General features: G+C 64.2%; 15 protein-coding genes, 1 tRNA gene and 1 other RNA gene. 6 read left to right on the top strand and 11 right to left on the bottom strand.

Features of this window, described 5'->3' with window-relative positions; genetic code table 11:
* Positions 1-120: 120 nt before the first annotated feature.
* From VLR48_RS05440 to VLR48_RS05420, 5 genes are all read right to left on the bottom strand, one after another.
* A complete protein-coding gene (locus tag VLR48_RS05440; protein WP_325290801.1) occupies positions 121-1,374 on the bottom strand; it encodes a 6-phosphofructokinase in 1,254 nt (417 codons plus the stop codon).
* Positions 1,375-1,789: 415 nt separating this feature from the next.
* Positions 1,790-3,013 (bottom strand): UbiH/UbiF/VisC/COQ6 family ubiquinone biosynthesis hydroxylase, encoded by a 1,224-nt coding sequence (locus VLR48_RS05435; protein WP_325290846.1) that lies wholly within the window; start codon positions 3,011-3,013, stop codon positions 1,790-1,792.
* Between the two features lie 25 nt (positions 3,014-3,038).
* Entirely contained in the window at positions 3,039-4,277 is a 1,239-nt protein-coding gene (gene ubiH, locus VLR48_RS05430) for a 2-octaprenyl-6-methoxyphenyl hydroxylase (RefSeq protein ID WP_325290800.1), read from the bottom strand.
* 204 nt (positions 4,278-4,481) lie between these two features.
* Positions 4,482-5,789 (bottom strand): Xaa-Pro aminopeptidase, encoded by a 1,308-nt coding sequence (pepP, locus tag VLR48_RS05425; RefSeq protein WP_325290799.1) that lies wholly within the window; start codon positions 5,787-5,789, stop codon positions 4,482-4,484.
* A complete protein-coding gene (locus VLR48_RS05420) occupies positions 5,786-6,406 on the bottom strand; it encodes a YecA family protein (protein WP_325290798.1) in 621 nt (206 codons plus the stop codon). The genes pepP and VLR48_RS05420 overlap by 4 nt, the downstream gene beginning before the upstream one ends.
* 84 nt (positions 6,407-6,490) lie before the next feature.
* Between VLR48_RS05420 and VLR48_RS05415 the strand changes: the two genes are divergently transcribed.
* The 4 genes from VLR48_RS05415 (at position 6,491) to VLR48_RS05400 (ending at position 7,860) form a co-directional block, all read left to right on the top strand.
* Positions 6,491-6,700, top strand: a complete 210-nt coding sequence (locus tag VLR48_RS05415) for a TIGR02449 family protein (protein ID WP_093032316.1) — start codon at positions 6,491-6,493, stop codon at positions 6,698-6,700.
* On the top strand, positions 6,697-7,026 hold the full coding sequence (locus VLR48_RS05410) for a cell division protein ZapA (protein WP_325290797.1): 330 nt from the start codon (positions 6,697-6,699) through the stop codon (positions 7,024-7,026). The genes VLR48_RS05415 and VLR48_RS05410 overlap by 4 nt, the downstream gene beginning before the upstream one ends.
* 14 nt (positions 7,027-7,040) lie before the next feature.
* Positions 7,041-7,226: non-coding RNA, 6S RNA (ssrS, locus tag VLR48_RS05405), on the top strand.
* A gap of 70 nt (positions 7,227-7,296) precedes the next feature.
* Positions 7,297-7,860, top strand: coding sequence for a 5-formyltetrahydrofolate cyclo-ligase (locus VLR48_RS05400; protein WP_325290796.1), 564 nt, complete (start codon positions 7,297-7,299; stop codon positions 7,858-7,860).
* A gap of 238 nt (positions 7,861-8,098) precedes the next feature.
* Here the strand turns inward: VLR48_RS05400 and ilvA are convergent, their stop codons facing one another.
* Entirely contained in the window at positions 8,099-9,631 is a 1,533-nt protein-coding gene (ilvA, locus tag VLR48_RS05395) for a threonine ammonia-lyase, biosynthetic (protein WP_325290795.1), read from the bottom strand.
* Positions 9,632-10,172: 541 nt separating this feature from the next.
* Here ilvA and rpiA point away from each other — a divergent pair.
* Positions 10,173-10,832: a ribose-5-phosphate isomerase RpiA gene (rpiA, locus tag VLR48_RS05390; RefSeq protein WP_325290794.1), complete on the top strand. Its 660-nt coding sequence runs from the start codon at positions 10,173-10,175 to the stop codon at positions 10,830-10,832.
* Between the two features lie 438 nt (positions 10,833-11,270).
* Here rpiA and VLR48_RS05385 read toward each other — a convergent pair whose 3' ends face one another.
* The 5 genes from VLR48_RS05385 to VLR48_RS05365 all read right to left on the bottom strand — a co-directional run bounded on the left by VLR48_RS05385 (position 11,271) and on the right by VLR48_RS05365 (position 14,810).
* Positions 11,271-12,635: a porin gene (locus VLR48_RS05385; protein WP_325290793.1), complete on the bottom strand. Its 1,365-nt coding sequence runs from the start codon at positions 12,633-12,635 to the stop codon at positions 11,271-11,273.
* Between the two features lie 509 nt (positions 12,636-13,144).
* Positions 13,145-13,218: transfer RNA gene (locus tag VLR48_RS05380), tRNA-Gln, on the bottom strand.
* 160 nt (positions 13,219-13,378) lie between these two features.
* Entirely contained in the window at positions 13,379-13,768 is a 390-nt protein-coding gene (gene rpsI / locus VLR48_RS05375) for a 30S ribosomal protein S9 (RefSeq protein ID WP_325290792.1), read from the bottom strand.
* Positions 13,769-13,779: 11 nt separating this feature from the next.
* Positions 13,780-14,217, bottom strand: coding sequence for a 50S ribosomal protein L13 (rplM, locus tag VLR48_RS05370; protein WP_325290791.1), 438 nt, complete (start codon positions 14,215-14,217; stop codon positions 13,780-13,782).
* Between the two features lie 281 nt (positions 14,218-14,498).
* The gene (locus VLR48_RS05365) at positions 14,499-14,810 is read right to left on the bottom strand and encodes a (2Fe-2S) ferredoxin domain-containing protein (RefSeq protein ID WP_325290790.1); all 312 of its coding nucleotides are present in this window, start codon (positions 14,808-14,810) and stop codon (positions 14,499-14,501) included.
* A 161-nt stretch (positions 14,811-14,971) separates the two neighbouring features.
* Here VLR48_RS05365 and VLR48_RS05360 point away from each other — a divergent pair, with 161 nt between their 5' ends.
* Positions 14,972-16,210 (top strand): (Fe-S)-binding protein, encoded by a 1,239-nt coding sequence (locus tag VLR48_RS05360; RefSeq protein ID WP_325290789.1) that lies wholly within the window; start codon positions 14,972-14,974, stop codon positions 16,208-16,210.
* Positions 16,211-16,434: the final 224 nt, after the last annotated feature.

Genomic DNA, 16,434 nt, shown 5'->3' with positions numbered 1-16,434 from the left:
GAGGGGCAATCGATCGCCGAGCGGATCCTGCCTCCTGCCTCCTGCTGATAGCTGATAGCTGATAGCTGATAGCTGAAGACGAGAAGCTGGAGGCAGGCGGCTGGCTCGCCCCGAGCCGCGTCAGATCTCGAACGCCGGCAGCCGCTTCTCGACCGCCACGTTCTTGAGCGTGACGTACTTGGGCAGCCCCTTCTCGAAGGGCGGATAGTCCTCGCCCTGGATCAGCGGGATCAGATACTCCTTGCAGATCGGGGTGATCCCGAAACCGTCCTCGGAGATGAATTCACGCGGCATGAACTTCTCGACGTTGGCGACCTCGGACAGCGGCGCCTTGCCGACCTCCCAGCGATAGGGGTCCTGACTGACGCGCTTGATCGTCGGCATGATGGCGTTGTGCCCTTCGAGGGCGAACTCGACCGCGGCACGACCCATAGCGTATGCCTGCTCGACGTCGGTCTTGGATGCCAGGTGACGGGCCGCGCGCTGCAGGTAATCGGCGACCGCCCAATGGAACTTGTAGCCGGTGGCGTCCTTGATCATGTTGGCCACGACCGGCGCCGCTCCGCCCAGTTGGGCATGGCCGAAGGCATCGCGCGTGCCCTGCTCGGCAAGGAAACGCCCGTCCGGATACTTCGCGCCCTCGGAGACCACGATGGTGCAGTAACCGTGCTGCTCGACCTTTTGCTTGACCGCGGCGAGGAAGCGCTCCTGGTCGAACTCGATCTCGGGAAACAGGATCATCACCGGGATGCCGTGGTCTTCAACCAATCCGCCCGCGGCGGCAATCCACCCGGCATGCCGACCCATGACCTCGAGCACGAAGATCTTGGTCGAGGTCTTGGCCATGGAGCGCACATCGAACGAGGCCTCCAGCGTCGAGGTTGCGATGTACTTGGCCACGGAGCCGAAGCCCGGGCAGTTGTCGGTGATCGGCAGATCGTTGTCGACCGTTTTGGGCACATGCACGGCCTGTACCGGGTAGCCCATCGTCTCCGAGAGCTGAGAGATCTTGTAGCAGGTGTCGGCCGAATCGCCGCCGCCGTTGTAGAAGAAGTAGCCGATGTCGTGTGCCTTGAAGACCTCGATCAGACGCTCGTACTCGCGCTTGTTGGCCTCCAGGCTCTTCAACTTGTAGCGGCAGGAGCCGAACGCGCCCGAGGGCGTATAACGCAGCGCCGCAATGGCCTCGTCGGACTCACGGCCGGTGTCGATCAGATCTTCGGTCAGGGCCCCGATGATGCCGTTGCGCCCGGCGTAGACCTTGCCGATCCGCACCGAGTGAAGCCGCGCGGTTTCGATCACGCCGCAAGCCGAGGCGTTGATGACGGCGGTGACGCCGCCGGATTGTGCGTAAAAGGCATTCTTGGCTGTCATGTCTGTCCCCTTGTTTTTAGGATGCTTGTCGTTAGGTGTAGGAGCTTGTCCGACGATGCGGTCCGTGGGTGCCTGCTCTCTGCTCTCGGCTCAGTACTTGCGGACGGATAGATCTTGGCGCTGCTCCGCGACGGCACGCTCGGGCTAAGCCGCGTCACGGGCAACGCGCGGGCCTTGTTGGCTGCGCAGCGCCGTGCGATCACGGATATCGTGCCTAGGGCGGCTTCGAATTAAGAATAACACCGATAACTGAAGTCAAGTCAGCCGAGCAGCTTGCGAATGTTGCGAATCCGAGAGACCTTATGGCTACATGCCGGTTGTTCGAACCTGGTTTAAACCGCGCCGACTCAAACGCTCGTCAAATCTACCGGGGCCGATCCCACCCAAACACATCGCATACCGCGCTGGGCGCGGTTTAAATCGGACGCGCAAGCGGCGGCAGATCGCTCCCCAAACCGAGCGCACGCTCCATGAAGAGTGACTTGATGGGGCCGATTCGGTCGGTCAGGGTCAACCCGAGGCTGCGCAGTGCAGCGACCGGCGGCACTTCGTTGCTGAAGGTCCGTTTGATCAGATCCATCGCGGCGAGCATGGCGGTGTTGTCGCCGCGGCGCGCTCGTTCGTAATGGCGCAGCGCCCAGAGACCCGCGATGTCGCGCCCCCGCTCCAGCGCGAGATCGATCGCCGCGGCCAGCTCGGCCGCGTCGAGGAACCCCAGGTTCACGCCCTGTCCGGCGAGCGGATGGACCGCGTGGGCGGCGTCCCCGACCAAGGCCAATCCCGGCAGGACGTACTGCTTGGCATGCTGGAGTCGAAGCGGAAAGGCGGCGCGCGGACCCGCCACGACGAGTGCGCCGAGCCGCGCTTCGGAGGCATCGGTGAGGGCGGCAGAGAAGGCGGAATCACTCATCGCCAGCAACTCGGCGGCACGCTCGTCGGTGGCGGACCAGACGATCGAGCAGCGCCCGTCCGCCAGCGGCAGCAGGGCCAGCGGCCCGGTCGGCAGGAAGCGCTGCCAAGCGGTCTCTTGATGCCACTCCTGCGGAAGGACGTTGGCGACGATCGCGCGCTGGTCGTAGTCCCGGCCTTCCGTCTCGATGCCCGAGAGCTCGCGCACCAGTGAATCGCGCCCGTCCGCGGCGACCAGCAGGCGACCCGCGATGACCTGCCCGTCAGCGAGCATCACCCGCGACTCGGTCTCCGTGCGATTGATCTCGACGATGGATGCGGGGCAAACGAGCCGGATGTCGGGCGAGGACTCCAAGGCTTCCCAGAGTGCGAGCTGAATCACCCGGTTCTCGACGATGTGCCCGAGATCGGGTTCGCCGAGCGATTGGGCATCGAAATGGATGCTCCCGCCGCCGAGTGCATCCCACACGCACATCCTGCGATAGGGGTTTGCACCGAGCGCCGCAATGCGCTCCCACGCACCCAAACGCGCGAGGATCCGCTGGCTCGCCCGACTCAAGGCCGAGACCCGCAGGTCGATCTCCCCCGCCGGCCAATCGCGCTGCGGTGCGCGGGTCTCGATGACCGCAATCCGCAGCCCCTTCCCGGAACAGGCACGGGCGAGCGCGGCCCCGACCATACCGCCGCCGACCACCAGCAGATCGTAAAGCGGCTCCCGCGACGCCGTCATGTCCGGAACGCGCGACGACATGGACTCAGTTTCGTGCATCGGCCTTCTCCAAAGGGACCCCGCAGGCGAGGCGCGGCAAGCGCCCGCCCACGCCCATGAACCGCTGCGCCACGCGATGGCGCGCCGGGGGAATCAGATCCAGACCCAACATGGCCGCGTTGCGGACGAGCCGCAGCGGCGCCCAGGGATTGACGAAGACGCGGGCGAGCAGATCGGTCAGTCGTGCAGTGCTCGGCTGATCCGAGCCGCGCCAGTCCCGATAGTCCGAGAGGGCCGCCGGACCGCCGAGATCGGCACCCGCACGCGCGCTTTGAGCGATCACCTCGGCGAGTGCGGCGACATCGCGCAGACCCAGATTGAAACCTTGGCCGGCCACCGGATGGAGGGTGTGTGCCGCGTTGCCGATCAGCACGACACGCGGCTGCACCGGGTTGCGCGTGAGCACCAGCTTCAGCGGGTAGGCGCGTCGCGGGCCCACCTGCAGAAAACGCCCGAGCCGGTAGCCGAAGCGGGCCTGGAGACGGGTGAGAAATACCTCGTCGGAGAGCGCCAGCAGCGCACTCGTCTCATCACGACAGCAGGTCCAGACGACGGAATAGCGCCCGCCGGTCATCGGCAGAAGGGCCAGGGGCCCCGTATCGGTGAAGCGCTCGAAGGCCACGCCGGTGCGCGGGCGATCGGGCGAGACCGTCGTAATGAGGGCGTCTTGCTCGTAGCGCTCGTCTCGGGTCTCGAGATCGAGCTGTCGGCGCACCGCAGAGTCGCCTCCGTCGGCCGCCACCAGCAGAGGGGTGCTCAGACGCAACCGCTCGTCCCCGTGCTGCACCTCGAGCTCGACCCGGTCGGCCACGACGCGGTGCTCCGAAAGCCGTGCCGGGCAGAGCAGCTCCACATCGGAAGACAAGGCGAGTGCCGTGCGAAGGGCGGCCCCCATCACGCGCGCCGGGGCGACGTAGCCGAGTGCCTCCACACCCGCATCGTCCGGACCGAGCCGCGTGAACCCGCAGTGCCCGCGATCGGACACATGGACCTGCCGAATCGGCTCCGCCTCGGGGGCGATGTCCGGCCAGACGCCGATCGCTTCGAGGATCCGCCGACTGCCCCAGGACAGGGCAATGACGCGCTCGTCGTAGCTCGGCTGGTGCTCGGCGGCGGCCGGCACCGCCTCCACGACCGCGATTCGCAGCCCGCAGCCGGACAGGGCACAGGCCAGGCTGCCGCCCACCAGGCCTCCGCCGATAATCACCAGGTCGTATTCGTGCATACTTGCCTTGCCTGTAAAACCGCATCCAGAGCGAGATGCTCATGTTCGAGTGCGCTCGACGTTTGGTGCATCCATGACCCTCAGCGGAGACGCGGTTTAAAATAACATGCTTTTTAATATCTTAAACCGCGCCGGCTCCAGCGGTCGCCAAGTCTGCCGGGGCCGATCCCATCCAAAAACATCGCATACCGCGCCGGGCGCGGTTTAATCACCCGCCATGAGGGATTCGATCGCATCGGGGTCCTTCGGTGCCGCGGCCGAGAGGATCTCGTTGCCCGACTCCGTGATCAGCACATCGTCCTCGATGCGGATCCCGATCTGTCGATAGGGCTCGGGGATCTCGTCGGAATCGGCCAAATAGAGTCCGGGCTCCACCGTCAACACCATCCCGGGCTCGAAGGGCCGCCACGCGCCCTTCTGCTTGTAGCTTCCGACGTCGTGGACGTCCATCCCCAGCCAATGCCCCGTGCGGTGCATGTAGTAGGGTTTGTGTGCTTCCTCCTTGATCAGCTCGGCGAGCTTGCCCTTGAGCAGGCCGAGATGGATCAGCCCTTTGGTCAAGACCCTGACCGCCTCGTCGTGCGGCTCGTTCCACAGATTGCCCGGCTTGGCCTTGCCGATCGCGGCGACCTGCGCCTCGAGCACCAGCTCGTAGAGCTCGCGCTGGGCCGCGCTGAAGCGCCCGTTCACGGGGAAGGTCCGGGTGATGTCGGAGGCGTACCCCCCGAGCTCGCATCCGGCATCGATCAGGACGAGATCCCCGTCGCGCAGCGGCGCCCGGTTCTCGACGTAGTGCAGGATGCAGCCATTGGCGCCGCCGCCGACGATCGGGGAATAGGCCTGATCGCGCGCACCCGAGACGGCGCAGACGTGATGGAACTCGGCCTCGAGCCGGGACTCGTTCATGCCGGGCTCGCAGATCTGCATCAGCCGCCGATGGGCGGCGGCGGAGATCTCCGCGGCTCGGCGCATCTGCTTGATCTCGGCAGGGCTCTTGCGCAGCCGCATCTCGTGCAGGACCGACTCGATGGTCACGAAGGTCTCGGGCGCACAAGCGCCGGCGCGGACGTTGGCCCGGACCCGGTTCACCCAGCCCATCACACGCGCGTCGAGCGCCGCATCGCTCCCGATCGCGAAATACAGCCGCTCGCGCCCGTCGATCAGGGTCGGCATGACTGTATCGAGCTCGCTCAGCGGATACGCCTGATCGGCGCCGAAATCCGCCGTTGCACCTTCCACGCCTGCACGCCGGCCGTCCCACTGTTCGCGCTCCGGATCGCGAGGCCGACAAAAGAGCACGTACTCTCCGTCTTTGCGTTTCGGCGCAATGACGGCAAAGGCGTCGGGTTCGGGGAAGCCCGTCAGATACACGAAGTCGCTGTTCTGGCGAAACGGGTAGTGGGCATCGCGATTGCGCACGACCTCGCGCGCGGCCGGAAGGATCGCGATGCCGTTCGGGCCGATCGCGTGGGCCAGGGCGCGACGGCGCCGCTTGAACTCGGCCGCGGTCATGACTCGGGCGAGGGTGCGCGAGCGACGACGCGCTCCTGATAAATCGTCATCGCCGCAACCCGGATGAATTCGCTCACTTCGGTCAATGCCTCTTCGTTTTGCTCGTCGTCGTCGAGTCCGTCGAGATCCATGCGGGTCACGTCGGTAAAATCACGCAGGATCTCGCGGGTCTCCGGCGAGGGCTCCGCACTGGTATGGTCGAGTGTTCCCCAAGCGTAGAGAAACCCGCGAACCCAGTCATAGAGGGCCATCGCCCGTTCTGCAAGGGGGCGAGTGTCATCGGGCAAGAACAGCGTGAGTGCGAACTCGGACGCCTCGAGCTCCTCGCGCGTGAGGCGCGCCAGCGCCGACAGGGCCTCGCGCCCCTCGTCGATCTGCAGATCGCCCGCATCGGACTCGGGTCGGAGCTGGCTCAGCCAAGTGGCCTCGGGGTGCGCATCGCCGCCGCAGATCAAGCCGCAGAGGATGCCGTGAGCCTCGCTGGGCGTTGCGCAAAGTGCGCCCGCCGCCAGATAGCGAGCAAGCCGATCGTCGTCGATATTCGTGGCGACCTCCTCTCGGGGAACCGGGCGGGAAAACGGGGATGGGAACCGGAGGATCAAAAGCCCGGCGACCATGCGATAATACCATGCGCTTTCGCGTGATTGACCGCCCTCCGCACGCCTTCTATAGTGCGACGAACTTCAACGGAGTCGTGGACTTTGGCACATTTCGACCTCGACCAATTGGAACAACAGGTAGAGACCTTGATCCGCCTGAACCAGCGCCTGCGCGACGAAAACAAATCCCTGCGGGCTCGCCAAGAGACGCTGGTCGGCGAGCGCGGCGAGCTGATCGAAAAGACCGAGCAGGCACGCAGTCGAGTCGAAGCCATGTTGTCGCGTCTGCGCGCGATGGAGGAGAGTCTATGAGCGACGAGCCGCTTCAAGTCAGCATCAAGATACTCGACAAGGACTACCGAATCGCCTGCGCACCGGATGAGGAACAGGGTCTGCGCGAGTCGGCACGGATTCTCGACGGCAAGATGCGCGAGATCCGCAGGACCGGACGCGTGATCGGCACCGACCGCATCGCGGTCATGGCGGCTCTGAATATTGCCCATGAGCTGTTTCAGCTTCGGAAATCCCGCACCGTCGACGGTGGCGAGATCGACCCGCGGCTTGCGCTCCTACAGGAGCGAGTCGCGCAAGCCCTGGCAGCCGAACAGGCGCTGGACGCGTCAGGCGAAAGGGTATAGCCTTCTTCTCAAGACACCCCCTGCAGTGTCCGATCGTGGCCTGGGTATTTTCTTGAGCCTAATCGCTGCCCTGGGGACATAGAAGTGAGGCTGTTGTGCAAGTCCGCCTTCGAGCGGGAAGCCTGAAGCCGAACCAAGTGTTCCCACTTGAACCTCTTGGTTCAAGAACAAAGGTCTGCAACGGCACAGGCGGGGGGTGTCCCCTTTTTCCCTCCCGCAATGCCTCATCCGAAACTCCTCCGCCGAGCACTGCGCGCAAGCCGCCGAGCCTTGAGCAGCCGGTCGCAACGCAACCATTCGCGTCTCGTCGCTCGACTGCTTCGTCGCGAGATACGCTTTCGGCGCGCCCGCCGGATTGCCGCCTATTGGCCGGCCGATGGCGAGCTCGACCCACGTCCTGTTCTAAAAGAAGCGCTGGAGGACGGAAAAGCAGTCTATCTCCCGGTCTTGGGCAGACGCATCGAGGGCCGAGCACGGGTCAAACTCCGCTTCGTGCGCTGGATCGCCGGCGAGACGATGCGCCCCAATCGCTTCGGCATCCCCGAGCCCACGCGGCGCGGCCGGCACATCCGCCCCGCTCGCCATCTCGACCTGATCCTGGTCCCGCTTGTGGGGTTCGACAGCGCCTGCAATCGCATCGGCATGGGCGGCGGCTACTACGATCGCACCCTGGCCTATCTGAAGGCTCGCCGATACTGGCGGCGACCCCGACTGATCGGCGTCGCGCACGAGTGCCAGCGGATCGAAAAGATCGAGCCTCGCTCCTGGGATATCCCGCTCGACGCCGTGGTAACCGAGCGCCGAATCTACCTCAGATCGCGTCCCGACCGATAACCTGGCTTCGGGACCGTTCGCCCTGCTCTTGAGCCTGATCGCCTTGCGGAACACGCTCTCTACGGGTGGTTTACCGGAAAGCGTCGACCACCATGATCGGGGCGACTGAAGTCGCCCCTACATGCCTTGCAGGCAGTTTGTTCCCGGAAATCGCCTTTTCGTTTTGATCATCTAAACCGCGCCCCGCCGAGGCCGTTTGTTCGCGACGATACAGCAAACCCCGCGGCACCCCCGCAAATCACCCGGAGCGCGGTTTAGATCCGGCAAAGAGCCGATACGCCGGATTTTCGGTCTCTTCCCAGTACTGATAACCCAAGGTATCGAGCGCCTCACGAAAGGCATCCGCTTCGTCCGGCGGAATCTGGGCGCCCATCAGGACCCGACCGTAGGCCGCGCCGTGGTTGCGGTAATGAAACAGGGTGATGTTCCAACGCTTCCCCAGGGCCGAGAGAAAATCCAGCAGCGCGCCCGGGCGCTCGGGGAACTCGAAGCGCACCAGCGTCTCGCGCTCGATCCCTTCGGCATGCCCGCCCACCATGTAGCGGATATGCAGCTTTGCCGTCTCGTTCTCGGTCATGTCGAGCACGCCGAAGCCTTTTTCCACAAGGCGGCCGATCAGCTCCGCGCGCTCTTCGTCCCCGCGCGCCAGCTCCACGCCGACGAAGACCTGCGCGCGTGACGCATCCGAGTAGCGATAGTTGAACTCGGTAATCTGACGCCGTCCGATCACGCGGCAGAAGGCCAGAAAGCTACCCGGGCGCTCCGGGATCTCGACCGCAAGCAAGGCCTCGCGCCGCTCGCCGAGCTCGGCGCGCTCGGCGATATGGCGCAGCCGATCGAAGTTCACGTTGGCGCCGCTCTCGATTGCGATCAGATGTTCGCCCTTGATCTTGTGCGTCTCGACATAGCGCTTCATGCCGGCGACCGCGAGCGCGCCGGCCGGCTCGGCGATCCCGCGGGTGTCGTCGAAGATGTCTTTGACCGCGGCGCAGATCTCGTCGGTGCTCACGAGAACGACCTCGTCGACACGCTCTCGGGCAATACGAAAGGTCTCCTCGCCGATCAACTTCACGGCCACACCGTCGGCGAAGAGTCCGACCTGCGCCAACTCGACGCGACGTCCCGCGGCCAGCGCTGCATGCAACGTGGGCGCATCCTGTGGCTCCACACCGATGATGCGCACCTCCGGCATCAACCATTTGACGTAGGCCGCAACACCGGCGATCAATCCGCCGCCGCCCACCGGGACGAAGATCGCATAGGGCGGGACCGGATGCTGCCGCAGGATCTCCATCCCGATCGTCCCTTGACCGGCGATCACGTCGGGGTCATCGAAGGGGTGTAGAAAGGTCAGCCCTTTCTCCGCGACCAAGGTCATCGCATGGGCGAAGGCCTCGTCGTAGGAGTCGCCATGCAGGACGGCCTTACCACCGAGACGACGCACCGCCCGCACCTTGATCGCAGGCGTGGTCCGCGGCATGACGATGATCGCCGGCACCCCGAGCTTGGCGGCACCGAGCGCAACGCCCTGTGCATGATTTCCCGCGCTGGCCGCGATCACGCCGCGCGCACGCACCTCCGGATCCAGATGGATCAGCTTGTTGTAGGCTCCGCGCAGCTTGAACGAGAACACCGGCTGCAAGTCCTCGCGCTTGAGAAAGACCGCGTTCTCAAGCCGCGAGGAGAGCTGCGGCGCATGGGTCAGCGGAGTTTCTTGCGCCACGTCGTAGACGCGAGCACGCAGGATCCGTTCGATATAGGCGTCGGGCATCTAAACCGCGTCCGGTGTGATATGCATTGTTCTTGGATTGGATCCGTGTCGACTGAATGAAGAAGCGTCGGAGCTGACGCGGTTTAGAGTGTCAAGAATACGGGCTCTGAAGCCGTCTCTTCGCCGAGTGCCGGACGGACATTTGGCATTGGACGCACTCGAAACGAAGCATCTCACTCTCGGCACGGTGTGACTCCGGACGGATCCGTGGGGTTTCTGGGCTCTGGTATGATACCGCCGGACCTAGAAAAGAGCAGGTTGGGCCGATCCGCGCGGGGCACAATCAATCGTTGGCGCTGAGCTGGCGGCAAGAAGCTAAACCGCGTCCAGAGGGAGATGCTCATTTCCAGTGAGTTCGACGATTGATGCATCCACGGCCCTTAGCGGGGACGCGGTTTAAAATGATCTATTTTTTAATATCTTAAACCGCGCAGACTCCGGCGGTCGTCAAGTCTGCCGGGGCCGATCCCATCCAAGAACATCGCATATCGCTCCGAGCGCGGTTTAACGCCTCACACTCGACCAACACACCGGAGGACACATGAACACACAAGACGCCATGAAAAAACAGGCCGCCGAGGCGGCGCTTGCGTATGTCGAGGAGGGCATCATCGGGGTCGGCACGGGCTCGACCGTGAATCATTTCATCGATGCGCTCGCCGGCATCAAGGGACGGATCGAGGGCGCGGTATCCAGCTCGGTCGCCTCGACCGAGCGACTCAAGGCGCACGGGATCCCGGTCTACGACCTCAATGCCGTCGGCGAGCTTTCGCTCTACGTGGATGGCGCCGACGAGTCCAACGCGCAGCTCCAGTTGATCAAGGGCGGCGGCGGTGCGCTCACTCGGGAGAAGATCGTCGCGGCGGCAAGCCGGCAGTTCGTCTGCATCGCCGACGAGAGCAAGCTGGTGAGGGTCTTGGGCGCCTTCCCGCTGCCTGTCGAGGTGATTCCGATGGCGCGCAGCTATGTCGCGCGCGAGCTGGTCCAATTGGGCGGCACCCCGGTCTGGCGTGACGGATTCGTGACCGACAACGGCAACCTGATCCTCGACGTGCAGCATCTGGAGATCATGGAGCCCGCCAAGCTGGAGCAACAGATCAACAATATCGCGGGCGTGGTCACCGTCGGCATTTTTGCGCTGCGCCCGGCGGATGTGTTGATCCTGGGAACCCCGGATGGGCCCAAGACGTTGCGGGCCTAGACCGCGTCCGGAGCGGCATGAAGAGTTTTTGGATTGGGCCGGCCTCGGTCGGATCCTTGAGCGTCTGAGCTGACGCGGTTTAGGATGTTGAGAAATAGGAACTTTAAATCGCGCTTGTGACGAGTTTCGGCGGTGCATTCAACGCTGAACCCGCCCGGAGCTCAGGATCTTGCCCTGAACGCGGTTTCATCGAGGAATCACGCCGGGGGGCGTATCTCGGAGTCAACAAGAGGAGAGGCGACCGCGATGGCGCGCCAACGAAATCTGAAGTCGGCCTAAAAAATATTAAATTCTAAACCGCGTGTCACTGAGATCGAGGATATCTCCGAAGCCAGACGCACGATGAAAACGACGCATGCCGCTCCGGACGCGGTTTAAGCAACAAAAAACGGGGCCCGAAGGCCCCGTCATGCGTTCCATGCCGGATCTAAGCTTGGCTTAGAAGCTGTGCATCATGCCGACCGAGAAGCCGTCCCATTGCGTAGCGGAGATGGTGTCCTTGGAGTCGGCATCCACGGCGGTGTACAGCGCGTAGGCCTTGGTACGCTTGCTCAGGTTGTGATCGAAGCCGATGCTCCAGGTCTCGATCTGGTTGCTGTACAAGTCGCTCGCGATCTTTCCTGCGAGATCGCCACCGGCCGCAGCAACGGCACTGGGTCCAAACTCGTAGTCGCTGCTGTAGTCAGCCTGACCATACATCGCCTTGACCATGCTGTTGCCGAAGGCATAGCCCGCCTGGATCTGCCAGAGCTCGACCTCGTCGGGACCACCCGGGAAGAAGGTATTGAAGCTCCCGTCGGCCGGGTTGGTGAACGCCGCATACCGGCCGCTCGGGAACTCGTTGTCGCGCTTCTCGTAGATACCGGTCAGGCTAAAGCCGTTCCAATCGAGCAGGCCAAGACCAAGCCGCCAAGCCGTGGAATCGTCATCCGTGTAGGCACAGGTCGAGGTAAAGGGATCGCTCGGGTCGCGGTTAGCGACATTAGGTGTCTCGACCGGGCAGTTGTTGCCGGCGAGGCTGGCGACCTGGGTATTGAAATGCTGATTGCCGAGCGACTCGTAGGCGACGGACCCGTAGAAAGGACCGTTGCTGTAGATACCCGCGAGGGAGTAGGCACCCGCAAGGCTGTCTTCGTTGAGGTTCAGCCCCTGTCCACCGCCCGTCGCGCCGCCGGCCGGAATGATGGCACCCATCAACTGGAAGCCAGCCAGGCTCGGGCTGATATAGGCAACGACGTTGTCTGCACGCAGATCGCGGAAACCGACCGTGCCGTTGTAGTCACCCATGGTGTCGGAGAAGAGGTCGAGCTTGCCGGTCGAGATCTTCATCGGGGTGTCGTGACGGCCGAGCAGGGCGGTGCCCCAGTCGCCGGCGAGACCGACGAACGTATTCCGATAGGTGATCGAGTCGCTGTTGCTCAGGACGTTGTTGTTGGTGTCGTTCAGGTTGATGCCGAGCTCGACCTGATAGATCGCCTTGAGACCGTTGCCCAGATCCTCGGAACCCTTGACGCCGATTCGGCTTGCACGGCCCTCACCGGGGATGTAGCCGTTGCTGGACATTCCCCATCCGTCGAAGTCCACGCCGGGTTCAGTCCGCACCAGGGTCGGGTTACCGTTGGTGTCGAGAATGACGTCGCCGTTGGCATCCGTCGCGAAACCGTATTCCGGAAGGACGACGTTCTTGACGTTCGCATAGTCGAGGGAAACGTTCAGCTTGCCGTACAGGATAGCTTCGGCCATCGCGGCGCCCGGGGCGACCAGCGCGGCAGCGACCGCGAGGCTCAGGATCTTCTTGTTCATACTCTTCTCCGCTGTTGTGAATTTGTCAGGTAGACTGCAGAAACCAACGCAATCATGCTTTGCGTACTGAACTATAGTGGAAGGCGGAGTGTTTTGCAACAGAGTGGGGCAAAAAAAGACACACACCCACGATGTGTTGCTTTTTAGCATCGGAGCAAGCCGAAACAGGCGCCCGCCCCTTGAGACCCGAAGGCGGGACAGGCCAGCGAAGATGCCTGCTTTACGGGCGAAGACACCAGACTGAACAAGCGATTCCGCTCGACCGCCGACCTCGAGCACGGCGAGACAAACCGATGTATCAGGCGGCGGAAAACGAACCGAAAAAGCACCACACCCGATTCTCGCCGAGACCGCCGGGGACGCCTCGCCGAAAAGGCGGGGCTGACGTCGATGCCACATCGGCAGGGTGTCGCGCAGGGTGTACAGCGCCAGGTTAGACGAGGTTAGACGGGAACGGACCGGCAGCGCAGGAGACGGATGCCGGCTGAAAGACGAATTCGCTCAGGATGTGGCTGGGGGACTAGGATTCGAACCTAGGTTGACGGAGTCAGAGTCCGCTGTCCTACCACTAGACGATCCCCCAAATTTGGATCGTGCTGCCGGCATCGAGGAGGGATGATGCCGGGCGACCAGGCCGCGACGAGAGCGCGCTCCGATTGCAGTACCCGCGAAAGTGGACTCGGGAGTGCCGAGCCTGCAATCGGGAGCGATCGCTCCGCAGTCGAGGTGTCGCGGTCGAGCTGTTAACGCTTCGAGAACTGAGGACGCTTGCGGGCCTTGTGGAGACCAACCTTCTTACGCTCGACCTCGCGGGCGTCGCGGGTCAGGAAACCAGCGCGTCGCATCGGCGAACGGAGGTTCTCGTCGAACAGCACCAGCGCCCGGGCGATGCCATGGCGAATTGCGCCGGCCTGCCCCGTGTTGCCGCCGCCGGCAACGGTCGCTTTGATGTCGACGCGATCGAGCAACCCGGCGGTCTCGAGCGGCTGACGCACGACCATCCGAGCCGTCTCGCGGCCGAAGAATTGATCAAGCGGGCGATCGTTGACCGTGATGTTGCCGGACCCGAGGGTCAGGAAGACCCGGGCGGCGGAGGTCTTGCGTCGACCGATGGCGTGTTGTCTCTCGGACATGCGTCTGATTCCTAAACGTTGAGCTCAAGGACTTGCGGCTGTTGCGCCTGATGACCGTGCTCCGGTCCGGCGTAGACACGCAGCTTCCTGAACATAGCCCGTCCGAGCGGTCCGCGCGGCAGCATCCCCTTCACGGCGATCTCGATGGCGCGCTCGGGTTTGGAGTCGAGCAGCTTGGCGAGATTCGTCGACTTGAGATTGCCGACGTAGCCGGTGTGGCGATAGTACATCTTGTCTTCGCGCTTGTTCCCGGTTACCCGCACCTTCTCGGCATTGATGACGACCATATAGTCGCCGGTGTCGACATGGGGGGTGTACTGCGGCTTGTGCTTGCCACGCAGGCGAAGGGCCAACTCGCTCGCGAGCCGCCCGAGGGTCTTGCCGTCGGCATCGACCAGATACCAGGCACGGCGGACTTCCGCCGGTTTTGCACTCACTGTCGTCGTCATGTCCTTCGCTCCGGGATGCCGTGCTCGCGTTGTCCCGACATCGAACCGATTGTTGCGGCATTAAGCCGGTACGGGTCGAGTGACGAGTCGCGCGCGGGCCGTCGATTTCGTTTTCTGTGTCGAGAAAGACCGCGAAGTCTACGTGACGAAATCGTCGCACGCAACCCGAAATTTAAGCCGCGATTCAGGCCGGTAACCTTAAACCGCGCCCGGCGCGGTATGCGATGTTTCCGGATGGGATCGGCCCCGGGAGATTTGACGAGCGTTGGAACCAGCGCGGTTTAGGGTAACCGCAGCCGATCCACGACCCGCCCGCCGATCAGATGCTCCTGCAGGATCTCCTCCAGATCCTCGCTGTCGACGTAGGTGTACCAGGTGTCCTCCGGATAGACCACGATCACGGGTCCTTCCGCGCAACGGTCGAGACAACCGGCGGTATTGATGCGCACCCCGCCACGCCCCGTCAGACCCAGCTCCTTGGTGCGACGCTTGAGAAAATCCCGCATCGCAGCAGCCCCGCACTGGTTGCAGCATTGGCTGCCGTCCTCACGCTGGTTGGTGCAGAAGAAGACATGGTAGCGGTAGTACGACATCTTAATGACCTGAATTGCCCGCAAGGCGACCCTAGGAGGGTAACATAATCAAGGTCCGCAGCGACCGAGCGCCACCCACGTTCCCACGTCCTAGGCAACAGGCTCGCCGGCATGGACGCACTCCGAACGAACCGACCCAGCCACTGGACGACCCCCCGCGATTGAAGACCTCGGCCGAAGCCCAACGCAGCCTTTCGCAGGCCGTCGCAATCCGTGAACTGCTGCAGCTTGCCGATCAGTGCGTTAAATGCGGGCTGTGCCTGCCGCACTGCCCGACGTTTCAACTGGCACGCCAAGAGGCGGACTCGCCGCGCGGGCGGATCGCACTGATCCAAGGCTGGGCGGACGGCCACTTGGCGATGACGCCGACCCTTGCCGGTCATCTCGACGGCTGTCTCGGCTGCCTGAATTGCGAGCGCGCCTGCCCCTCGGAGGTCGCCTACGGGCGCATCGCCGATCAGGCGAAGGCGCTGCGCACGGCCGCGTTGCCGGCGCCGCGGCGGACGTTCAAGCGGATCGCTCTCGGCGCCTTGTCGAGCGCATGGCTGATGAACCGATTCGCCCGGGTCCCGCGCCTGTACCGCCGCCTCGGTCTGGCCCGACTGGCGGAGCGGCTCGGACTCGACCGCATCCACGCGCTGCGTCCCTACCACCGAATGGCGACCGCGATGGGGGCCGTCGCCCGGCCGATCACCCCGCGCAACCCGGAAGGGGCGGACGTCGATCTCTTCCTCGGCTGCATGGGCTCCGCCGCGGAGGGACGGGCCGTCGCGGCAACCCTGAAGGTCGCGTCCCGGCTGAATCTGGGTTTTCGCATCGTCTCGCCCGACACCTGCTGCGGCGCCATGCTCAGACACAACGGATTGCCCGCACAGGCCGATGCACAGCGCGATGCCTGCGTGCGGGTGCACGGCGAGCGCACGCTCGTCGGCCTGGCGAGCGCCTGTGTGGCCGAGCTTCGAGGGGATCCGGCGCTGCGCGACACCCTGGAGCTGTGCGCCTTCCTGGACGGGGTCGAGTGGCCGAAAGCGCTGCGGCTCCGACCCGATCGGCGTCGCGTCTTGATCCACGAGCCCTGCTCGCATCGCAACCAGCTCGGCGGCAATGCCGCCGTCCATCGGCTGCTCGGGCGCATCCCCGGTCTCGCGGTGGCGCCGTTGCCGCCGGGTCAAGGCTGCTGCGGTGCCGCCGGAACCTACCTGCTCCGGCACCCTGTCATGGCCGAGGCTCTTCTCGCCGAGCTGCTGGCCCCGGTGCGTCTGGAGACCCCGGAGGTGATCGTCACCACCAATCCCGGATGCGCCCTGCACCTGGCCGCAGGCGTTCGCGAGGCCGGGCTGGACATCGCGGTCATGCACCCCGTCGAGCTGATCGCCGCGGCGCTCGGCCCGGAGGCGTAACCTCAAATCCGGCTTTTAAACGCGGTGGTGTACATGCGCAGACTGCTCCCTGATCCAGCATCGGACGGAGCCTGCCATGGCCATGAATCGAACCCGCTGGTATCCGGCTGCCCCAACGGGGCTCACCACGCGAGCCCGGGGCAACGCCCCGGGACCACGACCCCCATCCTAAGCCCTGAAGGGGCGGCCCAACGCTTTGATATATCGATCTTAGGCGCGCGTTT

Origin of the sequence: Thiocapsa sp. (assembly GCF_035467215.1) — a bacterium.
In the GTDB taxonomy this organism is placed as follows: Bacteria; Pseudomonadota; Gammaproteobacteria; order Chromatiales; family Chromatiaceae; genus Thiocapsa.
The sequence above is the reverse complement of the archived record's forward strand: the minus strand, read 5'-3'. Positions and strand labels throughout refer to the sequence as shown.

What these genes read in the sequence shown, in the direction of transcription:
- VLR48_RS05440 (WP_325290801.1), bottom strand. Translation starts at nt 1,374, where the DNA reads ATGACAGCCAAGAATGCCTTTTACGCACAATCCGGCGGCGTCACCGCC.
- VLR48_RS05435 (WP_325290846.1), bottom strand. Translation starts at nt 3,013, where the DNA reads ATGACGGCGTCGCGGGAGCCGCTTTACGATCTGCTGGTGGTCGGCGGC.
- ubiH (WP_325290800.1), bottom strand. Translation starts at nt 4,277, where the DNA reads ATGCACGAATACGACCTGGTGATTATCGGCGGAGGCCTGGTGGGCGGC.
- pepP (WP_325290799.1), bottom strand. Translation starts at nt 5,789, where the DNA reads ATGACCGCGGCCGAGTTCAAGCGGCGCCGTCGCGCCCTGGCCCACGCG.
- VLR48_RS05420 (WP_325290798.1), bottom strand. Translation starts at nt 6,406, where the DNA reads ATGGTCGCCGGGCTTTTGATCCTCCGGTTCCCATCCCCGTTTTCCCGC.
- VLR48_RS05410 (WP_325290797.1), top strand. Translation starts at nt 6,697, where the DNA reads ATGAGCGACGAGCCGCTTCAAGTCAGCATCAAGATACTCGACAAGGAC.
- ilvA (WP_325290795.1), bottom strand. Translation starts at nt 9,631, where the DNA reads ATGCCCGACGCCTATATCGAACGGATCCTGCGTGCTCGCGTCTACGAC.
- rpiA (WP_325290794.1), top strand. Translation starts at nt 10,173, where the DNA reads ATGAACACACAAGACGCCATGAAAAAACAGGCCGCCGAGGCGGCGCTT.
- VLR48_RS05385 (WP_325290793.1), bottom strand. Translation starts at nt 12,635, where the DNA reads ATGAACAAGAAGATCCTGAGCCTCGCGGTCGCTGCCGCGCTGGTCGCC.
- rpsI (WP_325290792.1), bottom strand. Translation starts at nt 13,768, where the DNA reads ATGTCCGAGAGACAACACGCCATCGGTCGACGCAAGACCTCCGCCGCC.
- rplM (WP_325290791.1), bottom strand. Translation starts at nt 14,217, where the DNA reads ATGACGACGACAGTGAGTGCAAAACCGGCGGAAGTCCGCCGTGCCTGG.
- VLR48_RS05365 (WP_325290790.1), bottom strand. Translation starts at nt 14,810, where the DNA reads ATGTCGTACTACCGCTACCATGTCTTCTTCTGCACCAACCAGCGTGAG.